The organism is Pseudomonas sp. F-14 TE3623 (assembly GCF_053629015.1).
In genome coordinates this window covers 3,144,655-3,165,959 of sequence record NZ_JBRJHM010000001.1, presented here as the reverse complement: position 1 = coordinate 3,165,959, position 21,305 = coordinate 3,144,655, and the positions used below count along the sequence as shown (strand labels likewise).

Genomic DNA, 21,305 nt, shown 5'->3' with positions numbered 1-21,305 from the left:
AACCCTCTCGACTGAAAGGTTTGTTGATGATGCCGAGCAGTTGATTTCTGATCGCGATTAAACCTGTCGGACCAGCGGAGGATTAAAGCGCACTCTCTGCCTGGTTGAGCTAAACGTTATAAAACGTCCATCTCGGAGCATCAGGGCCGGCTTCCTGCAAATGGCCTACGCCTGAGAATGAAATTGTTTTTCAGGACTGATACTTGTGAGCTGCAAATCTAGCGATGCCACTCATCGTCGGATCGTTGACGTTTCAGCGTTGGGCGCGCGCAATGTCCTACCCAAAAATGATCGCCCAAGAGAACACTCCATATGGCAAAGATCATAGTACTCGCCGGTGACTTCCCGCAGGGCGACGGGGAATATCACCTTGGAACCATCACCCTCAAAACGTCCCTCAAACCCCGGCTTGGAACAAGCTTCCCGGTTTCGGAGTTTAAAGATCTAACGGTTCAGAATACTGATTCGAATAAGAATATAAAAACCGCCATAGGGTTGGGCCTTGCAGGCGCCATGTTACTTGGTCCCGTTGGAGCCATCGCCGGCTATTGGCTCGCCGGAAAAAACACCGAGGTGACATTCATGGCCACCCTGAAGGACGGCGCAAAGCTGCTGGCGGCCACCGATAGCGACACCTACAAGGATATCTCGGCACACGCCCTGAAAAAATCCCGAGCCGGCCGCCGAGGCCCTCTTTCCAGCTCACTTAATAACGGATCCATTCATTGATCCGCTTGCCCGGCGACTGCGAGAATGTTGCAGGGTACCCGATACAAGACATGCTCCGTGGTACTGCCCACCCACTTTTCCAGCCCCTTGCGATGCGCATTGCCCATGACGATCACGTCGGCCCTGTGATGCGCTGCAAAGTCGGCCAGCGCTTTACCTGGCGGCCCTGCAACGAAGTGTTGCCGTTCGGTGGGCACGCCGTAGTGATCGGCCAAGGTGATGAATGACTTGTGCAAAGACTTGCGCACGTCGCTGTTGAAGCCAGGCATCGTGACGGCACCCGCGCCCGCATCGGATATATGCGTCTGCGATAGATCGTAGGCATACAGCAGATGCATTTCTGCATGGCATTGCGTTGCCAATTCGTTCGCAGCCTGGATGATCAGGTCGTTGATTCCGGTGATCTGAGTCTCTGGGTGCGACGGATCGACTGCCGCCACGATCACCCGCGGAAGTGGGCAACTGACTTCGCTGACCAGATGCACAGGCACCGGACATTCGCGCAGCAAATGCCAATCCAGAGGCGTGATGAAAACGCGTTTGAGCGCCGACTCATGCTGCACGTCCTTGATAACCAGATCCGCCTGCGTTGTTGTCACGTGCTGAAGGATCTCTTGCAGCGCGTCGCGTGTGAAAAGAACCTCGGTACTCAGGTTGATCCCGCGCCCACGGATCAGATCGGCTTCATCCTTGAGCCATTTTTCGTTCTCTTGCTGACAAGCCTCACGAAACCGCGCACTGGCGTGGATCAAACCCAAGATGTTGAAATCTTCGATGAACACCGTGATATGCAGCGCTGCGCCAGTAGCTTCGGCAATGGCGACGGCCCGCTGCAGCGCCGGCGTATGACGCATGGTGGGACCGGCTATTAGAAGGAGTCGTTGATATTGGCTCATGTCACACCTCCAAACGTTCTGGGATATCTGCTAGCCCCCCAGCCTCTCGTCTGTCGCACCGCCAGCGATCTGCTATCGCCTCAATGACCTGGATCGACACAATCAATATACGCCTGGATTCGACTAACCATCCAAGGTGTGTCTCATTGCAGCTAATACAATGAGACACATTCCGACGGGCAAATATTTGACGACAAGAAGTTACTTCTTCGCATACTTCGCGCCATGCGGATCGTTAAGCTTCACCTGCATCAGCTCCCATTCACGCTGAATGATCGAGTAAGGGATAAAGATGCTGACTCTCTCAGCCCCCTTTAACCCTGGGTGAAAACTCACATCATTAAGGGTGGTGGAGAAAAAGCCGACATTGATACCGACAATGCTGCCGTCATTGCCTATGACGGGCCCACCCGACATCCCCTTTATCATCGGGGCATCATGGATGGCATAGCGTTCGCCGCTGCCTTCATCGCTATTGATGAAAGGCGCCGGGTACACCTTGCCTTTGCCGGTGACGGTCGTCATGTAGGGGCTCGCCCCCACGGCAGTGATGTGTTCACCCACACGCGGTGCGCGCCATGACGGGTAGCGACCGTCGGCCTTGTGCTGGATGAAGACGAGGTCGCAGCCGGTGCTGCAGCTGTATTCCACGTTGCGAATGAGGGGGGTGTGGCGAGTGGTGACGGCATAGTCTTCGTTCCATTGCACGGCCGAGGCCATGTACAGATAGGGCAAAGGAAAGCCCGAGAAGACTGAAAAATATGAATCATTGGCAGGCCCCGACAAGTCGGGTTTTACCATACCGTTGCATCCTGCAATACCAGCTCCTATTAAAAAGTAGGTCATGATTTTAATCATGATAATCACCGACTTATAAGGAGGATTAGATTTTTATTGTGGCGAATCTTTCTAGTTGTCCGGTTCTTGTAGTTTTCCTCGCGGCGTGGTTCGGTGCGTTTATTTATGGCTGAAGTTGTAAAGAATGCGTATGAATCAATTGTGCTAAGACTAATTGCTTTTTGATCCATGTCATGGATTGCACATATTTGGCGCCTGAAAAATGGCATAAATGCGACAGAGAATGAAACTTACACACTCCAGGCAAAGCAAGTGAAATAGCCGGTTTCAGAGCTGCTTAAGTCACTGCGGCATGCCTCGGTAACGCCACAGAAATCAATGCCGCGAAAATAACAAACGCGCTGGAAATCCATAAACACGCCCCCAGCCCGAAAGCCTGATAAACCCAGCCAGAGAGCACGGTGCCGATCAGCCGTCCCATGGCGTTGGACATGTAGTAAAAACCGACGTCTAGCGACACGCCATCTTCCTTGGCATAGGACACGATCAGGTAGCTGTGCAGCGAGGAGTTCACCGCGAACAGCGCCCCAAAGACCATCAAGCCGCCTAACAGCACCCCCTGTTGCGACAACCCGGTGTTCAGGCCCAGAGCGATCGCCGCGGGCAGGCCAGCAAGAGCAAGCGCCCACAAAAAAGCCGCGCGACCGTCAGGAACATGCCCCCGTTGCTTGCCGGTGATTCGCGGCGCGAACGATTGCACGATGCCGTAGCCGATCACCCAGGCCGCGAGGAATCCTCCGACCTTCCAGAAATCCCAGCCAAAGACGCTGCTCAAGTACACCGGCAACGCCACGACAAACCAGACATCGCGGGCACCGAACAGAAACATCCGGGCCGCCGACAGAATGTTGATGGCCCGGCTCTTGGACAGGATGTCGCGAAACCTGGGCTTGGCTTTGGCCTTGCCCAGATCCTTTTTTAACAGAATCAAGCTGCTGACCCAGATCAGCGCCAGAACACCCGCCATGGCCAGCAATGCACCTTTGAACCCGATCAAGGCGAGCAATGCCCCGCCCAGAAAGAAGCCGACACCCTTGAGTGCATTCTTCGAGCCGGTGAGGATGGCTATCCATTGGTAAAGCTTGCCCTGTTGCCCGTCGGGCACCAGAAGCTTGATCGAGCTTTTGGCGCTCATCTTGTTCAGGTCTTTGGCGATCCCCGACAACGCCTGCGCGCCCATCACCCAAGGGATCGTCAGCCAGGCCACTGGCACCGTCAGCATCAACAGCGCCACAACCTGCATCCCCAGCCCGATGTTCATGGTCCGGTTCAAGCCCAGTCGGGCGCCGAGATAGCCGCCCACCAGGTTGGTGATTACACCAAAGAGTTCGTAGAACAGAAACAACGCCGCGATTTGCAGCGGGCTGTAGCCCAACGCGTGAAAGTGCAGCACCACCAACATGCGCAAGGCACCGTCGGTGAGGGTGAAGGCCCAGTAATTGCCCGTCACGAGCAGGTACTGCCGCACTTGGGGCGCGAGGGCTGACAACGCTTTCATCACCGCTCCTTAAACGGCCAGGCCGACCATTCTGGCCAGTTCGACGGTGCGGTTCGCGTAACCCCATTCATTGTCGTACCAGGCATAAATTTTGACCTGGGTGCCATTGATGACCATGGTCGACAACGCATCGATGATCGAGGAACGCGGGTCGGTGCGGTAGTCGATAGACACCAGCGGACGCTCCTCGAAACCGAGGATGTCTTTCAGTTCGTTCTCGGACGCGTCCTTGAGGAACTGATTCACTTCTTCGACCGTGGTAACGCGTTCGACTTCAAAGACACAGTCGGTCAGCGAAGCGTTGGCCAACGGTACGCGCACGGCGTGGCCATTCAGACGCCCGCGCAGTTCCGGGAAGATTTCGGCAATGGCCGTGGCCGAGCCGGTGCTGGTCGGGATCAAACTCATGCCCGACGCACGGGCACGGCGCAGATCCTTGTGGGGTTGGTCGAGGATGCTTTGAGTGTTGGTCAGGTCGTGGATGGTGGTGATCGAACCGTGGCGAATGCCCAGTTTCTCGTGGATCACCTTCACCACCGGCGCCAGACAGTTGGTGGTGCACGATGCGGCGGTGACGATGCGATGTTCCACCGGGTTGAACAGCTGATGGTTGACGCCCATGACGATGTTCAGCGCGCCCTGCTCCTTCACCGGAGCGCTGACCACCACGCGCTTCACACCTTGATCGAGGTATGCCTGAAGCACCGCGACGGTCTTCATTTTGCCGCTGGCTTCAATCACCAGATCGCAGCCCGACCAATCGGTGTCGGCAATCGCCTTGTTGGCGGTAACTTTGATTCGTTTGCCGTCGATGACGATGCTGTCACCTTCGGAGTCGGCCTGGTCATTCCAACGGCCATGCACCGAGTCGAAGTTCAGCAGGTGCGCATGGGTTGCTGCGTCGCCGGCCGGATCATTGATCTGCACGAACTCAAACTCTGGCCAGCCCCAGGCTGCGCGCAGAGCGAGGCGACCGATGCGGCCAAAACCATTGATGCCCACTTTGATCGTCATGTTTCCCCCTTCAAATGGAGCGCTGATTGACACGTTTCATGAGCTCTTGCGCCGATTCCTTGCGTTCGGAATAGCGATCGACCAGATAGTCCTGACGGTCGCGCAGCAGCAAGGTGAATTTTACCAATTCCTCCATCACATCCACGACGCGGTCATAGAACGGCGAAGGCTTCATCCGACCGTTATCGTCGAACTCCATATAGGCCTTCGGCACGGAGGATTGGTTGGGAATGGTGAACATGCGCATCCAGCGCCCCAGCACCCGCAACTGATTAACTACGTTGAACGACTGCGAGCCGCCGCACACCTGCATGACGGCGAGGGTCTTGCCCTGGGTCGGGCGTACGGCGCCCATCGCGAGCGGCACCCAGTCGATCTGCGCCTTGAAGACCGCGCTCATCGAACCGTGACGTTCTGGTGAACACCAGACCTGCCCTTCCGACCACATCATCAACTCGCGCAGTTCCTGCACCCGTGGGTGATCGTCGCCAGCGTCATCAGGCAGCGGCAAACCAGAAGGATTGAACACCCGCGTCTCGGCACCGAAGTGCTGTAGCAATCGGGCGGCCTCCTCGACCAGCAAGCGACTGAAGGAACGCTCACGCGTCGATCCGTACAGCAGCAAAATGCGCGGCTTGTGGCTGGAGGTTTGTTCGATGCCGAGCTTATCGGTCGACGGGAGATCAACCAGTTCGGTATCGAGTTGAGGCATGTGGTCATCGTGCATGGTCATTGTCCTGCGCAATAGCGCTTCTGGAATCATCGAACCGGACAGCAGGCCGCTGCCCGTTCGGGACGGTCACCCATTTCTTCAAGGCGTTTGGCATCTGGGTTCAACCAGTGCCCGTTGGCTTCGAGCACCACGGTCAGTACCTGATGCACCCAGCCCGGCAGATCCGGGTGCAGTCGGTAGTAAACCCATTGGCCCTGCCGACGGTCCGAGAGCAATCCGCACGTACGCAACTGCGCCAGGTGCCTGGAGACTTTGGGCTGGCTCTCATTCAACGCACAGGTCAGCTCGCAGACGCACAGCTCTCCCTCACGGGCAATGAGCAGCATCATGCGGACCCGGTTGTCGTCAGCCAGGCATTTGAAAACAGTGGTCGGCGTCAGTTGGTCAGCCATCGGGTTTCTCGGCGTTGGGTGTTCACGCATCAAAGGTGAATACAGACATATGCGTTTTTCCGAATATACGTTTTCCCGCATGTACGGGTCAACGGCAAATGTGTCGACTCTGTATGTGAATGATATTTATTTACTTACAAAAGGTAATCGTTATCATTAGCGCAATAATTAAAAAAGGAGCTCATGGTGGCTTTACCGCGCATTTACCCCGCCTCTCTCTCACTGCTGGGGCTTTTTGCAGTACCTGATTTGCAAGCACAAACCCAATCGACATTGGCCCTGCCTGCAACCGCTGTGACCAGTGATTACAGCGAGCAGAACTACAAGCCGACCGACAGCCGCAGCGCGCTGAAGATCGACGCCCCGCTGCGGGATATCCCGCAAACGGTGAACGTGATCCCCCAGAGCGTGATCAAGGATCAGGGCGCACAGTCGATGGAAGAAGTGTTGAAGAACGTCCCCGGCATCGGCCTTTCCAATGGCGATGGCCAGCGCGACCAAGTCACCATTCGCGGCTTCAGTGCCATCGGCGACATGTACGTCGACGGCGTTCGTGACGATGCGTTGTACTTCCGCGATCTGTCCAACGTCGAGCGCGTGGAAGTGATCAAGGGGCCGGCAGCGGTGCTCTATGGCCGTGGTTCATCCGGTGGCCTGATCAACAGCATCAGCAAGAAACCCAACTTCACCCCCAAGCAGGAAGTGGGTGTCAGCTTCGACAGCGAGGGCAAAAAGCGCACGCAGTTCGACGCCGGTTGGGCCGATCAGCAGCAAAACGACAAGGCATTCCGGGTGACCGGTGCGCTGGAGAACAGCGACACCTTCCGCGATGACGGCTATATCGATCGCAAGGCCATTGCGCCTTCGGCCTACTTCAAGCTCTCCGACGATCTTGAGCTGAACCTGGGGGCAACGTACCTCTACGACAAACGCTTGATCGACTTCGGCATTCCCGCGCGGGGCGATCGCCCGGTCGATGTCGATCGGGACAAGCGCTTCGGTTCCGCCGACCCGGATGACGATTACACCCGCAGCGAAGTGTTTTCGTTCACGGCTGGCGTCGACTACCGCATCAACGACGACTTCACCCTGAGCAACACCAGCCGTTACTACCACTACGATCTGGATCGCAACAACACACTCGCCGACTCCAGCCCGACACGTTTCGTCACCGCCCCCAATGGCGAGCTGCTGGTAAAACTCAACCGCGGCAACGTGCAGCGCAAGGAAGACGGCTGGTTCAACCAGACCGAACTGAAGCAACAGGCCACGCTGGCCGGGATGAACCACAACCTGCTTTACGGCGTGGAACTGGGACGTCAGGTCAAAGACCAATCCGTCTTCAGCCAGAACAACGTAGCGCGGGTCCCGGTGTACCGCGATGGCTTGGTCGACGTACCGTTCCAGGCCAACCGACAAACCGCCAAGGGCACCACTACCCAGGACACGGCCGGTTTCTATGTCCAGGATCTGATTGAACTGACCCCGCAATGGAAAGCACTGCTGGGTGTGCGCTATGACGTGTTCGACCAGGAATATTCGGATGACCTGACACGTGCCACCATGTCCCGAACCGACAACACCTGGAGCCCGCGCGCAGGCCTGGTCTATCAGCCTGATCAGGTCCAGTCCTACTACATTTCGGTGAGTCGCTCTTATCAACCCTCCTCCGAAGTCTTCGCCCTGAGCACTACCAACCAGGACCTTGAGCCGGAGCAAACCACCAACTTCGAGATCGGCGGCAAGTGGGACCTGCTCGACAATCGCCTGGCGTTGACGGCGGCGCTGTTCCGGCTGGAACGCACCAACATGAAAACGACCGATCCGGCGAACCCGACCAAACTGGTCCTGTCGGGCGAGCAGCGCACCGACGGTCTTGAATTGACCGCCAGCGGGCAGTTGAGTGACAAGTGGCAGGTCTATGCCGGCTATGCCTATCTGGACGCCGAGATCATCAAGTCCAACAACCGAACCAACGGCGTTGCCAACGAAGGCCAGACACCAACCCTGACCCCGCGTCACAGTGCCAACCTCTGGCTGGTGCGCTCGCTGACCAACACCTGGCGCGTAGGCATGGGGGCGAACTATGTCGACGATCGTTACACCGCCCTGGATAACCAAGTGGTCATGCCCGCTTACACCACCGTGGATGCGGCGTTGCTCTATAACTTGCCGAAATGGGACATGGCGCTGCGCTTGCGCAACGTCTTCGACAAGGACTATTACGCCTCGGCCCATGGCTCGGTGGACCTGATCACCCCCGGAGCACCACGGACTCTGGAGCTGAGCACCAACTACCGGTTCTGAGTGAAGACCTAAATCAAATGCCGCAGTGCCGGCCCGTTAAGATGCAAGCCCGCTCCCACAGGGATTTGCGTCTTAACTGATTAGAATTACACGCCCTTGCATTCCTGGGCGTTTGTTTGCAACCCGCAACATCGTGACAGCGATCAAAAGCTCAACTAACCTTCAGCGCGCGGAGAGTGATTGAGAATCTCTCGCGTTGTCAGACAACAACAATATTTTGAGGAAACCCCATGCGCAAACTCCTGTTGCTCTCGCTTCTTGCCGCTTCTCCCCTGGCCTTTGCCGGTCCTGAATGCACCACAACCGACAAGGCCCAATGGCAAGACCAGGCCAAATTTCAGGAAGAGCTCAAAGCCAAGGGCTACAACATCAAGAAGTTCAAAGTCACGAGCGGCAATTGCTACGAGATCTACGGCTGGGACAAAGACAAGCGCAAAGTCGAGATCTACTTTGACCCGGTCACTGGCAAGGTCGTGAAAGAAGAAATCGAATAGCCCCCTGTGAAAGCTGAAACCCTGCGCCTCTGGGACCCTCTCGTACGCGTTTGTCATTGGTCCCTGGTGGTTGCCTTCATCAGCGACTACTTCCTCAATGAGGAAGGTGACGGCTGGCATCGCTGGCTCGGCTATTACGCCGTGGCTGTCGTGCTGGTGCGGGTGGTGTGGGGGTTCATCGGCCCGCCATCGGCGCGTTGGTCAGACTTTTGGCCAACCCCGACGCGGGTCGTTCAGCATGGCCGGGCGCTGTTTTCCGGCAAGGGCTATCACCGCATGGGGCACTCGCCCATCGGAGCACTGGTGATGGTCCTCATGCTGTTGTTGATGACCGGCCTGGGTCTCAGCGGTTTTTTGATGGAAGAAGTGGACTATTTCTGGGGCGAAGACTGGCTACGTGATGTCCACGAGTTTATGGCCCATGCACTGCTCGCATTGGTTTGCGTACACATCCTCGCAGCGCTGGTGGAGAGCGTTCGCTTGCGTGAAAACCTGCCGCTGTCAATGATCACGGGCCATCGTCGTAAGCGCTAGCTCTCAAAGATGCTGACACCACACATTGCCCTCCCCCTTGCGGGAGAGGGCGAGTGCCAACCTTATGTGTGATGAATTTCCCGATCCTTGGTTTCCGGCAGGAAGAACGTGCCAAGAATGGCCGTCATCACGGCGATGACGATGGGGTACCAAAGTCCGTAGTAGATATCCCCCGTGGCCGCGACCATGGCGAACGCCACTGTGGGTAGAAAGCCGCCGAACCAGCCATTGCCGATGTGATACGGCAGCGACATCGAGGTATAGCGAATACGCGCCGGGAAGAGTTCCACCAGCCAGGCGGCGATCGGGCCGTAGACCATGGTGACGTAGATCACCAGGATGGTCAGGAGCAGCAGCACCATCGGGTAGTTGGTCTTGGCCGGGTCGGCCTTCTCGGGGTAGCCGGCGTCCTTGAGGGCGGTGCCGAGGGTAGCGGTAAAGGCGTCGTTGCGGGCCTTGAAGTCGGCGGCCGGCATGCCGGTGCCCTCGAAGCTCTGGATCACCTTGTCGCCGATGCGGACCTGCGCGATAGCGCCTGGCTCGGCCTTCACGTTCTCATAGGGTATGGCCTTCTTCGCCAGTACGGTCTTGGCAAGGTCGCAGGAGCTGGTGAATTTGGCCTTGCCCACCGGGTCGAACTGGAACGAGCACTTACTCTGATCGGCGATCACCGTGACCGGGTTCTTCGCCTGCGCGGCGAACACGTCGGGGTTACCGTATTGGGTCAACGCGTGGAAGATCGGGAAGTAGGTCAGCGCCGCGATAATGCAGCCGGCCATGATGATCCCTTTGCGGCCGATGCGATCGGAGAGGCTGCCAAATACGATGAAGAACGGCGTGCCGATCAGCAGCGAGCCAGCAATCAGATAGTTGGCGGTCTGCGGGTCGATCTTCAGCGTCTGCAGCAAGAAAAACAGCGCATAGAACTGCCCGGTATACCAAACCACGGCCTGGCCGGCAGTGCCGCCGAGCAGCGCCATGATCACTATCTTGAGGTTATCCCAGCGGGCGAAGGATTCGGTCAGCGGCGCCTTGGACGACTTGCCTTCTTCCTTCATCTTCAAGAACACCGGCGACTCGCTGAGTTGCAAGCGGATGTACACCGAGACGATCAGCAGCAGGATCGACAGCAAGAAGGGAATCCGCCAGCCCCAGGCCTCGAAGGCTTCGTTGCCGAGAATGGTTCGGCAGGCAAGGATCACCAGCAGCGAAAGGAACAGGCCGAGGGTCGCGGTGGTCTGGATCCACGAGGTGAAGTAGCCGCGCTTGCCTTTCGGCGCATGTTCGGCCACGTAGGTCGCCGCCCCGCCGTACTCACCGCCCAGGGCCAGGCCTTGCAACAGACGCAGGGTGATCAGGATGATCGGTGCGGCCACGCCGATGGTCGCATAGCCGGGCAAAAAGCCCACGACGGCGGTGGAGACACCCATGATGACAATGGTGATGAGGAACGTGTGCTTGCGCCCGATCATGTCACCCAGTCGGCCGAATACGATGGCACCGAAGGGGCGTACAGCGAAGCCCGCGGCGAACGCGAGCAGCGCGAAGATGAAGGACGTTGTCTCATTGACGCCGGCGAAGAAGTGCTTCGCTATGATCGCGGCGAGGGAGCCATAAAGGTAGAAATCGTACCACTCGAACACGGTACCCAGGGACGAGGCGAAAATGACCTTGCGCTCCTCCTTGGTGATCCCGTGGTGGGGCGCGCTGCCCGTGGATGTGTTGTCGATTGCGGCCATGAGTCTTCTCCGTCTTGCTCTTGTTATAGGGCGGAGTACCTCGTTACCTTTTTACCGTACCCAGGCCCCAGGGCTGATGTCATCGGATCAAGGACTGCGCGAAGCATGGAAACAGGCTGGCGGCCTCGCATCGCTGCAAGGTTTCTTGAAGCATAATCGGCTTCGCGCAGATATCCACTCGGCCCTCCCGCTCCAAACCCGGGCCGACGCGCCGTCGAATGATTATTCAGATCATTGAGATCCCACGCGAAGCGTCTGGGTCGCGCCCGCTGATGCCTATTCTTCGGGGCGACCATCGCCTGGAACTTCGCAGCGAAAGAATTTCGTATACCCTATCGCCATCTCACTCCAAACGACCGCTGCCGTGAACCTACCCAAACTCAACGCTCCCGACCTTGGCAATACCCCTTCGACCTCGGAAATCATCACCCGCCATTTGCGGGACGCGATCGTCGCCGGGCATTTCGCGGAAGATGAGCCGATTCGCCAGGACGACATTGCCCGCCAGTTCAACGTCAGCAAGATTCCGGTGCGCGAGGCCCTCAAGCGGCTGGAGGCCGAAGGGCTGGTGATGTTCCAGCGCAATCGCGGGGCGATGGTCACGCGGGTTTCCGATGCCGAGCTGGCGCAGATGTTCGAAGTGCGGATGTTGCTGGAGGACAAGATACTGCGCCTGGCCATTCCCAACATGACCGAAGAAACCTTCGCCCGTGCCGAGCGTATCTGTCAGGAGTTCATTGGCGAAGACGACGTGGGCCGCTGGGCCGAACTCAATTGGGAGTTGCACGCTTGCCTTTACGAGCCGGCGCAACGGCCATTTCTGGTCAGCCTGATTCGTTCGGTCAACGACAAGCTGGAGCGCTACTTGCGCATGCAGATGAGCTTGTCGGCCGGCAAGGAACGGGCTGATCACGAACACCGTGAGATCCTCGCGGCCTGTCGTGCCGGGGATGTGGATCTGGCGGTGAAGCTGCTGGACGAGCACATTGCCGGGGTCTGCAAAACCCTGTTCGAGCACCTGCCTCACGCGCACTGACCACTAGAATGCTGTGCTGATTTCGTCATCGGCACAGGATAAATCCATCAAGCCGACACCCCGCTGCACAGGCCACTCTTTCGTTCACTCATCTGAACGGACGTGGCCCTCCCATGAAACGCATCACCGTGATCGACTCCCATACCGGCGGCGAACCGACCCGTCTGGTGACCGCTGGCTTTCCTGACCTGGGCACCGGCAGCATGGCCGAGCGTCGCAAGCTGCTCGCCGAACATCACGATCAATGGCGCGCCGCTTGTGTGCTGGAACCCCGTGGCAGCGACGTGCTGGTGGGTGCCCTGCTCTGCGAACCGGTGGACCCGAGCGCCTGTGCCGGAGTGATTTTCTTCAACAACACGGGGTACCTGGGCATGTGCGGCCACGGCACCATCGGCCTGGTGGCGTCGTTGGCGCATCTGGGCAAGATCGGCCCCGGTGTGCATCGCATCGAGACGCCGGTGGGTACGGTGCAGGCGACCCTGCATGAAGATCATTCGGTGAGCGTGCGCAATGTGCCGGCCTACCGTTACCGCAAGGCGCTGGTGTTGCAGGTGCCAGATGTCGGTCAGGTGGTCGGCGATATCGCTTGGGGCGGCAACTGGTTTTTCCTGATTGCCGAGCATGGCCTGCGGGTAGCCGGCGACAACCTCGACGCGCTGACCGCTTATACCTATGCCGTGCAACAGGCGCTGGAGGCCCAGGGTATTCGTGGCGAAGACGGTGGGCTGATCGACCATGTCGAGCTGTTCAGCGATGACGATCACGCCGACAGCCGCAACTTTGTCCTCTGCCCCGGCAAGGCCTATGACCGCTCACCGTGCGGCACCGGCACCAGTGCCAAACTGGCGTGCCTGGCCGCGGACGACAAACTGCAACCGGGGCAGATCTGGCGCCAGGCCAGTGTCATCGGCAGCGAGTTCGAAGGCTCTTACGAATGGCAGGGCGAGCGCGTTGTGCCGACCATTCGCGGGCGTGCCTTTATCAGCGCCGAAGCCAGTTTGATCATCGAACAGGATGACCCGTTCGCCTGGGGCATTCGTCCATGAACGAGGGCCTGGTGGCCGATGTGATCGTGATCGGCGCCGGCATCATCGGTGCCACCTGTGCCCAGGCGCTGGCCCGTCGTGGCTTGCAGGTGCTGGTGCTGGACGCCGGCTTGCACGGCGCGACGGCGGCGGGCATGGGCCACTTGCTGGTGCTCGACGACAACCCGGCCGAACTGGCCCTGAGTCAATATTCCCTGCAACGCTGGCGCGAACTGGCGCCGGACCTGCCCGACGGCTGCGCCTACCGCAACAACGGCACGCTGTGGCTGGCGGCCAACGCCGAGGAAATGGCGGTCGCCCATGGCAAATACCTGAACCTGCAAGCCCAGGGCGTGGCGTGCGAATTGGTCAGCGCCAGTGCTTTGCGCCAGCGTGAACCGGAACTGCGCGTGGGTCTGGAAGGCGGTTTGTTGATCAATGGCGACGGCATTCTTTATGCGCCAGCGACGGCCAGCTGGATGCTCGACACGCCGAACATTCGTCAACGTCGGGCGCGGGTCAGCGCAGTCGATGGCAACCGCGTCTGCCTCGATGACGGTCACTGGTTGAGTGCCGAAGCGGTGGTGTTGGCCAACGGTATTCAAGCCAACGAACTGTGCCCGGGGTTGCCCATCGAGCCGAAAAAAGGTCACCTGCTGATTACCGACCGCTACCCCCGCACCGTCACCCACACCCTGGTCGAACTGGGTTACGTCACCAGCGCCCACAACGCCACGGGGCCGTCGACCGCCTGCAATATCCAGCCGCGCCCCACCGGGCAATTGTTCATCGGTGCCTCGCGGCAATTCGGTACCACCGACCCGCAAGTCGAAGGCTGGATGCTGGCGAAAATGCTCAAGCGCGCCGCCGAGTACATGCCGGGGCTGGCCCGACTCAACGGCATCCGCGCCTGGACCGGTTTTCGCGCCGCCAGCCCCGACGGCCTGCCGCTAGTGGGCCAACACCCGCAACGCCAAGGCTTGTGGCTGGCCGTCGGTCACGAAGGGTTGGGCGTCACCACGGCCCCCGGCACGGCCGACTTGCTGGTGGCGCAACTGTTCAACGAAACCCCGCCACTGACCGCACAACCCTATCTCCCCCAGCGCTTCCTCGGAGAACCTGTCTATGCCTGAATTGCTGCTGGACGGCCGCGCCTTGAAGGTAGCCGAGGGCACCAGCGTCGCCGCTGCCTTGGCGTTGGGCAGCGACGGCTGCACACGCACGTCGGTCAGTGGCCAACGCCGCGCACCGCTGTGCGGCATGGGCATTTGCCAGGAATGCCGGGTGACCATCGACGGCCGGCGACGCCTCGCTTGCCAGACCCTGTGCCGAGACGGCATGCAGGTGGAGACACGTCCATGAACGAATACGCCGATCTGCTGATCATCGGTGCCGGCCCCGCTGGCATGGCCGCCGCCCTTGCCGCCGCCCCCAGCGGCGCACGCATCATTATGCTCGATGACAATCCGCTACCGGGCGGGCAAATCTGGCGTGACGGCCCTCAAGCCAACGTGCCCGATCAGGCCCGTCACCTGCGTGAACGTTTGCAGGCTTGCAGCAACATCCGCCATCACGCCGGCACCCGGGTGATCGCCAGTCCCGGTCCGAAACAACTGTTGGTCGAAGATGATGACGACGGCTGGTTGATCAGCTACGACAAACTGATTCTGTGCACCGGCGCCCGCGAGTTGCTGCTGCCCTTCCCCGGCTGGACGTTGCCGAGCGTGACCGGGGCCGGTGGCTTGCAAGCGCTGATCAAGGCGGGTGTGCCGGTGCAAGGTGAGCGCGTGGTGATCGCCGGCAGCGGCCCGCTATTACTGGCGAGTGCCGCCACCGCGAAAAAACATGGCGCCCAAGTACAACGCATCGCCGAGCAAGCCTCGCGCATTGCCGTCGCCGGTTTCGCCGCGCAACTGCCCCGCTGGCCCGCCAAATGGTTGCAATCGTTCAGCTTGTTCGACCGCCATTACCGCACCGCGACTCATGTGCTGGCCGCCCTTGGCACTGACCGACTGGAAGGCGTGCGCCTGCAACAGCAAGGCAAAATCGTCGAACTGGAATGTGATCGGCTGGCCTGTGGTTTCGGCTTGATCCCGAATATTCAATTGGGCCAGGCACTGGGTTATGCCATCGAAGGTCAGGCGTTGGCAGTGGATGCCTGGCAGGCCAGCAACCGCGCCGATCATTATGCGGCGGGTGAATGCACCGGGTTTGATGGCAGTGAACTGGCGTTGGTCGAAGGTGAAATTGCTGGCCACGCGGCGGTCGGTAACCTTGAAGCGGCCCGCCAATTGTGGCCGCGCCGGGCACGCTGGCAGGGATTCGCCAAGGCACTGAATCAGGCATTCGCCCTTGACCCGCAACTCAAGTCCCTGGCCCGATCCGACACCCTGGTCTGCCGCTGCGAAGACGTGCCTTACGCCGCCTTGGCCGGGCACACTGACTGGCGCGAAGCCAAGCTGGCCAGTCGCTGTGGCATGGGTGCCTGTCAGGGTCGAGTGTGTGGTGGTGCGGTGCAGCATCTGTTCGGCTGGCAACCTTCGGCGCCCCGCCCGCCCTTCAGCCCGGCGCGGATCGAGACCTTGATGTGCCTGGACGACACCCCGCCGGCCTGATTCCCCCTCGGGGGTTTCGGCCACGCTGCCGAGCCTCTATGATCCCGGGGTCGCCATCAGACCCCAGCGCCATGTATCCCTCGCTCAGCACCTTCAAACCCTGCGACCTGCCAACGCTGCTCAACAGCCTGCAGCCGATTGCGCCGCTGCTCGATACCCTGGCGGACGTGGTGTTTTTCATCAAGGACCGCGAAGCCCGCTACGCCTTCGTCAACCAGACCCTGGCCCGGCGTTGCGGTTTCAAACATCGCGAGGAACTGCTGGGGCTCACCGCCGACAGGGTCTTCCCGGAACGCTTCGGCCCGCTGTACACCGAACAGGATCGACGGGTACTGTCCAGCGGCCGCGAACTGTCCGACCAACTGGAGTTGCACCTGTATTACGGCAACCAGCCGATCTGGTGCCTGACCCACAAACTCGCCTTGCAGGATGAACAGGGTCACATCGTGGGCCTGGCCGGGATCTCCCGCGACCTGCAATCACCCCAGTCCAACCATCCCGCCTTCCAGAAACTCGCCGCCGTGGATGCGCATATCCGCAGCCACTTCGCCCGCGCCATCAGCCTCGCCGAACTGACCGCCATCGCCGGCTATTCCGTGGCGCAACTGGAGCGTCACTGCAAACGGGTATTCCAGCTCACCCCACGGCAGATGATTCACAAGGCGCGCCTGGAAGAAGGTTCGCGGCTGTTACTGCACACCGACCTGCCGATCACCGAAATCGCCCTGCGCTGCGGCTACACCGACCACAGTGCATTCAGCCGACAGTTCCGCGCGTTGACCAGCCTTTCACCGAGCCAGTTTCGGGATAATCAGCGTTAGGGTCATTTTCCGGTGATTTGGTCCGGGGTTTGAGGGTGTTCTTCCGGGCCTCTTCGCGAGCAAGCCCGCTCCCACACTGGATCCTCTGTGAACATATTATTTGTGTCCGACACAACTCAACTGTGGGAGCGGGCTTGCTCGCGAAGAGGCCGGTACAACCACCACAAGGCTCGGTGTCAGACCGCTAAACAAACACTGTTTAATCGACACTTCCAGACACTCACCCAGGCTACACATCCTTGCGCCGTTGCCTACGACTACGCCAGAATCCGCCGGCTTGTGCGCCTTGAGGCCGGGCTCTATCGTTTCCGGGTCGCTGACGAATCAGCGATCGGATTTGACCGTCCGAATCAATCAAGGCGCGCCAGCGTCCAAGACCTGTTTCAGGCATGTCTGAAATATCGTGTCGCGGTGGCTGTGCGTGGGACACCTTCGGGTGTGCCGGATTCCTTGATGTCCGGTCGGTCAACCCGCGTACAGCTGCCACCTTGTTCGTTTGACCGCGAACGGTGGTAGCTCCAGTCATCAAGGAGCTTCACCATGTTCAAACCAACACCCAACCCGCCGGAAACCGATCCAACATCCCCCTACGAATCCCTCGATTCCAAGAAACTCAACGAAGCCGCCGACCGCGCCCTCGACCACTACCTCAAGCCAGCCATCCCCAAAGACACCAAGCGCAAACCCAGCACCATTTACCATGTGGGTGCGAAGGTCGATAACGAAACCCTGCTGGTCAACGCCTGCGAATCCCTGGCGTCAGCGAGCATGATGCTCAGTGAGTTCGCCGGCTTGATGGACATGCCACATCGCAACGTGATGTTGGGGATTCAATCGGTGGTCATGCTTGGGGAGTTGGCGGTGAATCGAGTGTTGGATAACCTCGATCCGCCGTCCTGAACATTGATCTGAGGCCACAGGGCTTTTGTGGCGAGGGAGCTTGCTCCCGTTCGGCTGCGCAGCAGTCGCAAAGCCTGAGCATGCGGTAGGTCTGAAAAACCGTGATCGCCGGGATTGGAGCCGCTTCGCGGCCCAGCGGGAGCAAGCTCCCTCGCCACATGGGGTGAATTCGGGCAAAGGGTTGGTCGATCAAAGGATCGCAGGTCCGGTGTTCCTTAAAGGGGCGCCCCGCACAACCATTGCTCCCATCTGTAACACCCGCCGTGGCGAGCCCAAGCCTTCACAGCGTCACTCCCCCTCCGTTGCGCCACTACAACACCTCTACCTCAAGGCCTGACGATTAATTCACACCTCGGCCTGGAAACGGGCACGTTGATTGCTATATTTAATATCGTATACGAAATCCCCAATACGATATCCAACAGCACTTCACATCAACGAGGCCTCTATGAAAAACCCCGCATTTGCCGTAGCCCTCAGCGCTGTTCTCAGTACCTCCTTTATCGCCACCGCCCAGGCCGACAAGCTCGACGACATCATCGGTTCGGGCAAGCTGCGCTGCGCCGTGACCCTGGACTTCCCGCCCATGGGTTTTCGCGATGCGGGCAACAACCCGGCCGGTTTCGACGTGGACTACTGCCATGACCTGGCGAAAATCCTCGGGGTCGAGGCCGAAGTGGTCGAGACGCCGTTCCCGGACCGCATTCCGGCGCTGGTCTCCGGGCGGGCCGACGTGATCGTCGCCTCTACCTCCGACACCCTAGAACGGGCCAAGACCGTCGGCCTCACCGTGCCTTATTTTGCCTTCCAGATGGTGGTGCTGACTCGTGATGACACCGGCATCAACAGCTTCGATGACATCAAGGGCAAACCCGTGGGCAACACCAGCGGCACCTATGAGGCCATCGCCCTGGAGAAAGATGTGAAGAACTGGGGCACCGGCACCTTCCGCGCCTATCAGTCGCAGAACGACACCCTGTTGGCGATCGCCCAAGGCCATATCGACGCCACCGTGGTCACCAACACCGTGGCGGCCGCCACCCTCAAATCCGGCAAATACAAAAACCTGAAAGTCGCCGGTAACGCGCCGTACGTGATCGACTACGTTTCCCTCGGCGCCAAGCGCAACGAGTACGGCCTGCTCAATTACCTCAACTTGTTCGTCAACCAGCAGGTGCGCACCGGTCGTTACAAGGAGCTGTTCGTCAAATGGGTCGGCACTGAAATCTCGCCGACCAATCTGACCGTACCACAGGTCTACTACTGAGATGTCCGGCATGCCTAGGCCCACTTCTCTGACCGGTCGCAGCCTGGTCGCGGGCGCCGCCGAGGGCGCCCTGCTGTTCGCCGATATCGGATTGAGTTTCTGGGGCGGGGTCGATCCGTATAGCGGCGAGATCATTGACCGTCACCACCCGCTCAGCGGCGAATACCTGGCCGGCCGTGTGCTGGCCATTCCCAGCGGTCGCGGCTCGTGCACCGGCAGTAGCGTGTTGATGGAACTGATCAGCAACGGTCACGCACCGGCCGCACTGGTGCTGGCCGAGCCCGATGAGATCCTGACCCTGGGCGTGCTTGTGGCACAGACCATTTTCGAGCGTTCCCTGCCGGTGTTGTGCATCGGCCGGGAGGCCTTCGCCGCCCTGCGCGGCAAGACCTTCGCCCGGGTCGAGGGCACAACGCTGAGCCTGTTCGAGCACCTGCCGGGCGATGCCTGGGAGGCAAGCGACAGCCCTTTGCCGAGCACCGAAATCGCCGCCGCGATCGAACTCACCGAACACGACCAAGCACTGCTCGACGGCCAGCATGGCAAGGCCGCGCAGGTGGCGATGCAGATCGTCCTGCGGATGGCCGAACTGCAAGGTGCCCGCCATCTGGTGAATGTCACCCAAGCGCACATCGATGGCTGCATCTACACGGGACCTGCGAGCCTGCGTTTTGCCCAACAGTTGGTGCAATGGGGAGCAACAGTGCGGGTGCCCACCACCCTCAATTCGATTTCCGTGGACCAGCGCCGCTGGCGCGAGCTAGGCATTGATCCCGCCCTCGGCGAGCCGGCCAGTGCCTTGGGCGATGCTTATATGGCAATGGGCGCACAGCTGAGTTTCACCTGCGCGCCCTACCTGCTCGACAGCGCGCCGAAGGCTGGCGAGCAGATCGTCTGGGCCGAATCCAACGCGGTGGTCTATGCCAACAGCGTGCTCGGCGCACGCACCCTGAAGTACCCGGACTACCTCGATATCTGCATCGCGCTGACCGGTCGCGCGCCGTTGATCGGCTGTCACCTGGACGCGCAACGCAAGGCCCGACTGCAGATCGAGTTGCCCGCCTTGGGTGAACTGGACGATGCCTTCTACCCGCTGCTGGGTTACCACATCGGCGCGCTGGCGGGCAGCCGGATTCCACTGGTGCGCGGGTTGGAAAACCGCAAGCCAAGCCTGGACGACCTCAAAGCTTTCGGCGCGGCATTTGCCACCACGTCCGCCGCTCCACTGTTCCATATCGCCGAGATAACCCCAGAAGCCATCGACCCGTCTCAAGTGCTGGATACGGATAACCCGGTGCCGGTGGAACACATCCTCTTGAAGGATCTGCTGCTCAGCTGGCGCGAACTCAACAGTGCCCGCGACAACCGGGTGGATGTGGTCTCGCTGGGCAATCCGCACTTCTCCCTCAGCGAGTTCGCCCACCTCGCGCGGTTGTGCCTCGGTCGGCACAAACACCCTGAAGTAGTCCTCGCCATTACCTGCGGCCGTGCCGTGCTGGAGCAGGCTCGCGAAGCCGGGCATGTCGCCGTGATCGAAGCTTTCGGCGCCACCCTGGTCACCGATACCTGCTGGTGCATGCTCGGCGAACCGGTGATCCCGCCGGCCGCAAAAACCTTGATGACCAACTCCGGCAAATACGCCCATTACGCACCCGGCCTGGTGGGTCGCAAGGTGCACTTTGCCAGCCTCGCCGAATGCGTCGATGGCGCCTGCAATGCCACCGCCAGCGGGCGTCTGCCGGCGTGGCTACAACCTGCCGCCCTACTGGAGAGCCCTGCGCATGTTTGATTACAGCTTCCAATGGCGCTCAGCGCTGCGCGCCCTGCCGGACATGCTCGCCGGTGCTCTGGTCACCTTCGAGACCGCGGCGCTGTCGATGATCTTCGGCGTGCTGATCGCCCTGGCCCTGACCGTGATGCGCGAAAGCAAAAACCCGCTGCTGCGCGGCATCGGCAACGGCTGGGTATCGATCGCGCGCAATACTCCTTCGCTGTTCCAGATCTACGTCCTCTACTTCGGCCTCGGCTCGCTGGGCATGCACGTCAGTTCATGGCTCGCCCTGCTGGCCGGGATCACCTTCAACAATGCCGGGTATCTGGCGGAGAACTTTCGCGGTGGCCTCAAGGCCGTACCGGACACACAAGTGCGCGCCGCGCGTTCGCTGGGCATGAGTGCCTTCCAGGCCTACCGCATGATCATCGTCCCGCAGCTGCTGCGAATCGTCTTCTACCCGCTGACCAATCAAATGGTCTGGGCGGTGCTGATGACGTCGCTGGGGGTGATCGTCGGGCTGAACAATGACCTGACCGGCGTGACCCAGGACTACAACGTCAAAACGTTCCGCACCTTCGAGTTCTTCGCCATCGCAGCGGTGCTGTATTACCTGATTGCCAAGGCGATCGTCGCGGCAGCCCGGCTGATGGCCTGGCGGTTGTTCCGTTACTGA

At 59.9% G+C, this 21,305-nt stretch carries 21 protein-coding genes; 14 read left to right on the top strand and 7 right to left on the bottom strand.

Features of this window, described 5'->3' with window-relative positions:
- Positions 1-312: 312 nt before the first annotated feature.
- Positions 313-729 carry a hypothetical protein gene (locus AB7M29_RS14740; RefSeq protein ID WP_217858925.1) on the top strand — a complete coding sequence of 139 codons (417 nt, stop codon included), beginning with the start codon at positions 313-315 and terminating at the stop codon, positions 727-729.
- Here the strand turns inward: AB7M29_RS14740 and AB7M29_RS14735 are convergent.
- The 6 genes from AB7M29_RS14735 to AB7M29_RS14710 form a co-directional block, all read right to left on the bottom strand.
- Positions 723-1,625 (bottom strand): universal stress protein, encoded by a 903-nt coding sequence (locus tag AB7M29_RS14735; RefSeq protein ID WP_052965261.1) that lies wholly within the window; start codon positions 1,623-1,625, stop codon positions 723-725. The genes AB7M29_RS14740 and AB7M29_RS14735 overlap by 7 nt on opposite strands.
- Before the next feature lie 201 nt (positions 1,626-1,826).
- A complete protein-coding gene (locus AB7M29_RS14730; protein ID WP_038980182.1) occupies positions 1,827-2,426 on the bottom strand; it encodes a serine protease family protein in 600 nt (199 codons plus the stop codon).
- A 334-nt stretch (positions 2,427-2,760) separates the two neighbouring features.
- The gene (gene arsJ, locus AB7M29_RS14725; protein ID WP_217858927.1) at positions 2,761-3,981 is read right to left on the bottom strand and encodes an organoarsenical effux MFS transporter ArsJ; all 1,221 of its coding nucleotides are present in this window, start codon (positions 3,979-3,981) and stop codon (positions 2,761-2,763) included.
- Positions 3,982-3,990: 9 nt separating this feature from the next.
- Positions 3,991-4,995 carry an ArsJ-associated glyceraldehyde-3-phosphate dehydrogenase gene (locus AB7M29_RS14720; protein ID WP_454247136.1) on the bottom strand — a complete coding sequence of 335 codons (1,005 nt, stop codon included), beginning with the start codon at positions 4,993-4,995 and terminating at the stop codon, positions 3,991-3,993.
- Between the two features lie 10 nt (positions 4,996-5,005).
- Complete coding sequence (arsH, locus tag AB7M29_RS14715) at positions 5,006-5,722, bottom strand: arsenical resistance protein ArsH (protein ID WP_052965265.1); 717 nt, start codon at positions 5,720-5,722, stop codon at positions 5,006-5,008.
- Positions 5,723-5,754: 32 nt separating this feature from the next.
- Positions 5,755-6,120 (bottom strand): metalloregulator ArsR/SmtB family transcription factor, encoded by a 366-nt coding sequence (locus AB7M29_RS14710; RefSeq protein ID WP_217858929.1) that lies wholly within the window; start codon positions 6,118-6,120, stop codon positions 5,755-5,757.
- Between the two features lie 183 nt (positions 6,121-6,303).
- On the opposite strand from AB7M29_RS14710, the gene AB7M29_RS14705 reads away from it, so the two are divergent.
- The 3 genes from AB7M29_RS14705 to AB7M29_RS14695 all read left to right on the top strand — a co-directional run bounded on the left by AB7M29_RS14705 (position 6,304) and on the right by AB7M29_RS14695 (position 9,455).
- A complete protein-coding gene (locus AB7M29_RS14705) occupies positions 6,304-8,427 on the top strand; it encodes a TonB-dependent receptor (RefSeq protein ID WP_217858930.1) in 2,124 nt (707 codons plus the stop codon).
- 230 nt (positions 8,428-8,657) lie between these two features.
- Positions 8,658-8,921 (top strand): PepSY domain-containing protein, encoded by a 264-nt coding sequence (locus tag AB7M29_RS14700; RefSeq protein ID WP_217857722.1) that lies wholly within the window; start codon positions 8,658-8,660, stop codon positions 8,919-8,921.
- A 6-nt stretch (positions 8,922-8,927) separates the two neighbouring features.
- Positions 8,928-9,455 carry a cytochrome b/b6 domain-containing protein gene (locus tag AB7M29_RS14695; protein ID WP_217857723.1) on the top strand — a complete coding sequence of 176 codons (528 nt, stop codon included), beginning with the start codon at positions 8,928-8,930 and terminating at the stop codon, positions 9,453-9,455.
- A 62-nt stretch (positions 9,456-9,517) separates the two neighbouring features.
- On the opposite strand, the gene AB7M29_RS14690 is transcribed toward AB7M29_RS14695, so the two are convergent.
- The gene (locus AB7M29_RS14690; RefSeq protein WP_454247135.1) at positions 9,518-11,194 is read right to left on the bottom strand and encodes an MFS transporter; all 1,677 of its coding nucleotides are present in this window, start codon (positions 11,192-11,194) and stop codon (positions 9,518-9,520) included.
- A gap of 364 nt (positions 11,195-11,558) precedes the next feature.
- Here AB7M29_RS14690 and AB7M29_RS14685 point away from each other — a divergent pair, with 364 nt between their 5' ends.
- From AB7M29_RS14685 to AB7M29_RS14640, 10 genes are all read left to right on the top strand, one after another.
- Positions 11,559-12,230, top strand: a complete 672-nt coding sequence (locus AB7M29_RS14685) for a GntR family transcriptional regulator (RefSeq protein WP_038980174.1) — start codon at positions 11,559-11,561, stop codon at positions 12,228-12,230.
- A 113-nt stretch (positions 12,231-12,343) separates the two neighbouring features.
- Entirely contained in the window at positions 12,344-13,276 is a 933-nt protein-coding gene (locus AB7M29_RS14680; RefSeq protein WP_454247134.1) for a 4-hydroxyproline epimerase, read from the top strand.
- Entirely contained in the window at positions 13,273-14,388 is a 1,116-nt protein-coding gene (locus AB7M29_RS14675; protein ID WP_454247133.1) for an NAD(P)/FAD-dependent oxidoreductase, read from the top strand. Before AB7M29_RS14680 ends, AB7M29_RS14675 begins: the two co-directional genes overlap by 4 nt.
- Positions 14,381-14,617: a (2Fe-2S)-binding protein gene (locus AB7M29_RS14670; protein ID WP_052965270.1), complete on the top strand. Its 237-nt coding sequence runs from the start codon at positions 14,381-14,383 to the stop codon at positions 14,615-14,617. Before AB7M29_RS14675 ends, AB7M29_RS14670 begins: the two co-directional genes overlap by 8 nt.
- Positions 14,614-15,870, top strand: coding sequence for an FAD-dependent oxidoreductase (locus AB7M29_RS14665; protein ID WP_454247132.1), 1,257 nt, complete (start codon positions 14,614-14,616; stop codon positions 15,868-15,870). Before AB7M29_RS14670 ends, AB7M29_RS14665 begins: the two co-directional genes overlap by 4 nt.
- Positions 15,871-15,941: 71 nt before the next feature.
- Positions 15,942-16,691 (top strand): helix-turn-helix domain-containing protein, encoded by a 750-nt coding sequence (locus tag AB7M29_RS14660; RefSeq protein WP_454247131.1) that lies wholly within the window; start codon positions 15,942-15,944, stop codon positions 16,689-16,691.
- Between the two features lie 540 nt (positions 16,692-17,231).
- Positions 17,232-17,591, top strand: coding sequence for a DUF6124 family protein (locus tag AB7M29_RS14655; protein ID WP_217857728.1), 360 nt, complete (start codon positions 17,232-17,234; stop codon positions 17,589-17,591).
- 448 nt (positions 17,592-18,039) lie between these two features.
- The gene (locus AB7M29_RS14650; RefSeq protein ID WP_217857729.1) at positions 18,040-18,858 is read left to right on the top strand and encodes an ABC transporter substrate-binding protein; all 819 of its coding nucleotides are present in this window, start codon (positions 18,040-18,042) and stop codon (positions 18,856-18,858) included.
- Positions 18,859-18,868: 10 nt separating this feature from the next.
- Positions 18,869-20,647: a cis-3-hydroxy-L-proline dehydratase gene (lhpI, locus tag AB7M29_RS14645; RefSeq protein WP_454247130.1), complete on the top strand. Its 1,779-nt coding sequence runs from the start codon at positions 18,869-18,871 to the stop codon at positions 20,645-20,647.
- On the top strand, positions 20,640-21,305 hold the full coding sequence (locus tag AB7M29_RS14640) for an amino acid ABC transporter permease (RefSeq protein WP_123721031.1): 666 nt from the start codon (positions 20,640-20,642) through the stop codon (positions 21,303-21,305). The genes lhpI and AB7M29_RS14640 overlap by 8 nt, the downstream gene beginning before the upstream one ends.

Bases quoted from the DNA above. Each gene is read 5' to 3' on its own strand.
- AB7M29_RS14740 (WP_217858925.1), top strand. From the start codon at position 313: ATGGCAAAGATCATAGTACTCGCCGGTGACTTCCCGCAGGGCGACGGG.
- AB7M29_RS14735 (WP_052965261.1), bottom strand. From the start codon at position 1,625: ATGAGCCAATATCAACGACTCCTTCTAATAGCCGGTCCCACCATGCGT.
- AB7M29_RS14730 (WP_038980182.1), bottom strand. From the start codon at position 2,426: ATGGTAAAACCCGACTTGTCGGGGCCTGCCAATGATTCATATTTTTCA.
- arsJ (WP_217858927.1), bottom strand. From the start codon at position 3,981: ATGAAAGCGTTGTCAGCCCTCGCGCCCCAAGTGCGGCAGTACCTGCTC.
- AB7M29_RS14720 (WP_454247136.1), bottom strand. From the start codon at position 4,995: ATGACGATCAAAGTGGGCATCAATGGTTTTGGCCGCATCGGTCGCCTC.
- arsH (WP_052965265.1), bottom strand. From the start codon at position 5,722: ATGCACGATGACCACATGCCTCAACTCGATACCGAACTGGTTGATCTC.
- AB7M29_RS14710 (WP_217858929.1), bottom strand. From the start codon at position 6,120: ATGGCTGACCAACTGACGCCGACCACTGTTTTCAAATGCCTGGCTGAC.
- AB7M29_RS14705 (WP_217858930.1), top strand. From the start codon at position 6,304: ATGGTGGCTTTACCGCGCATTTACCCCGCCTCTCTCTCACTGCTGGGG.
- AB7M29_RS14700 (WP_217857722.1), top strand. From the start codon at position 8,658: ATGCGCAAACTCCTGTTGCTCTCGCTTCTTGCCGCTTCTCCCCTGGCC.
- AB7M29_RS14690 (WP_454247135.1), bottom strand. From the start codon at position 11,194: ATGGCCGCAATCGACAACACATCCACGGGCAGCGCGCCCCACCACGGG.
- AB7M29_RS14680 (WP_454247134.1), top strand. From the start codon at position 12,344: ATGAAACGCATCACCGTGATCGACTCCCATACCGGCGGCGAACCGACC.
- AB7M29_RS14675 (WP_454247133.1), top strand. From the start codon at position 13,273: ATGAACGAGGGCCTGGTGGCCGATGTGATCGTGATCGGCGCCGGCATC.
- AB7M29_RS14670 (WP_052965270.1), top strand. From the start codon at position 14,381: ATGCCTGAATTGCTGCTGGACGGCCGCGCCTTGAAGGTAGCCGAGGGC.
- AB7M29_RS14665 (WP_454247132.1), top strand. From the start codon at position 14,614: ATGAACGAATACGCCGATCTGCTGATCATCGGTGCCGGCCCCGCTGGC.
- AB7M29_RS14660 (WP_454247131.1), top strand. From the start codon at position 15,942: ATGTATCCCTCGCTCAGCACCTTCAAACCCTGCGACCTGCCAACGCTG.
- AB7M29_RS14655 (WP_217857728.1), top strand. From the start codon at position 17,232: ATGTTCAAACCAACACCCAACCCGCCGGAAACCGATCCAACATCCCCC.
- AB7M29_RS14650 (WP_217857729.1), top strand. From the start codon at position 18,040: ATGAAAAACCCCGCATTTGCCGTAGCCCTCAGCGCTGTTCTCAGTACC.
- lhpI (WP_454247130.1), top strand. From the start codon at position 18,869: ATGCCTAGGCCCACTTCTCTGACCGGTCGCAGCCTGGTCGCGGGCGCC.
- AB7M29_RS14640 (WP_123721031.1), top strand. From the start codon at position 20,640: ATGTTTGATTACAGCTTCCAATGGCGCTCAGCGCTGCGCGCCCTGCCG.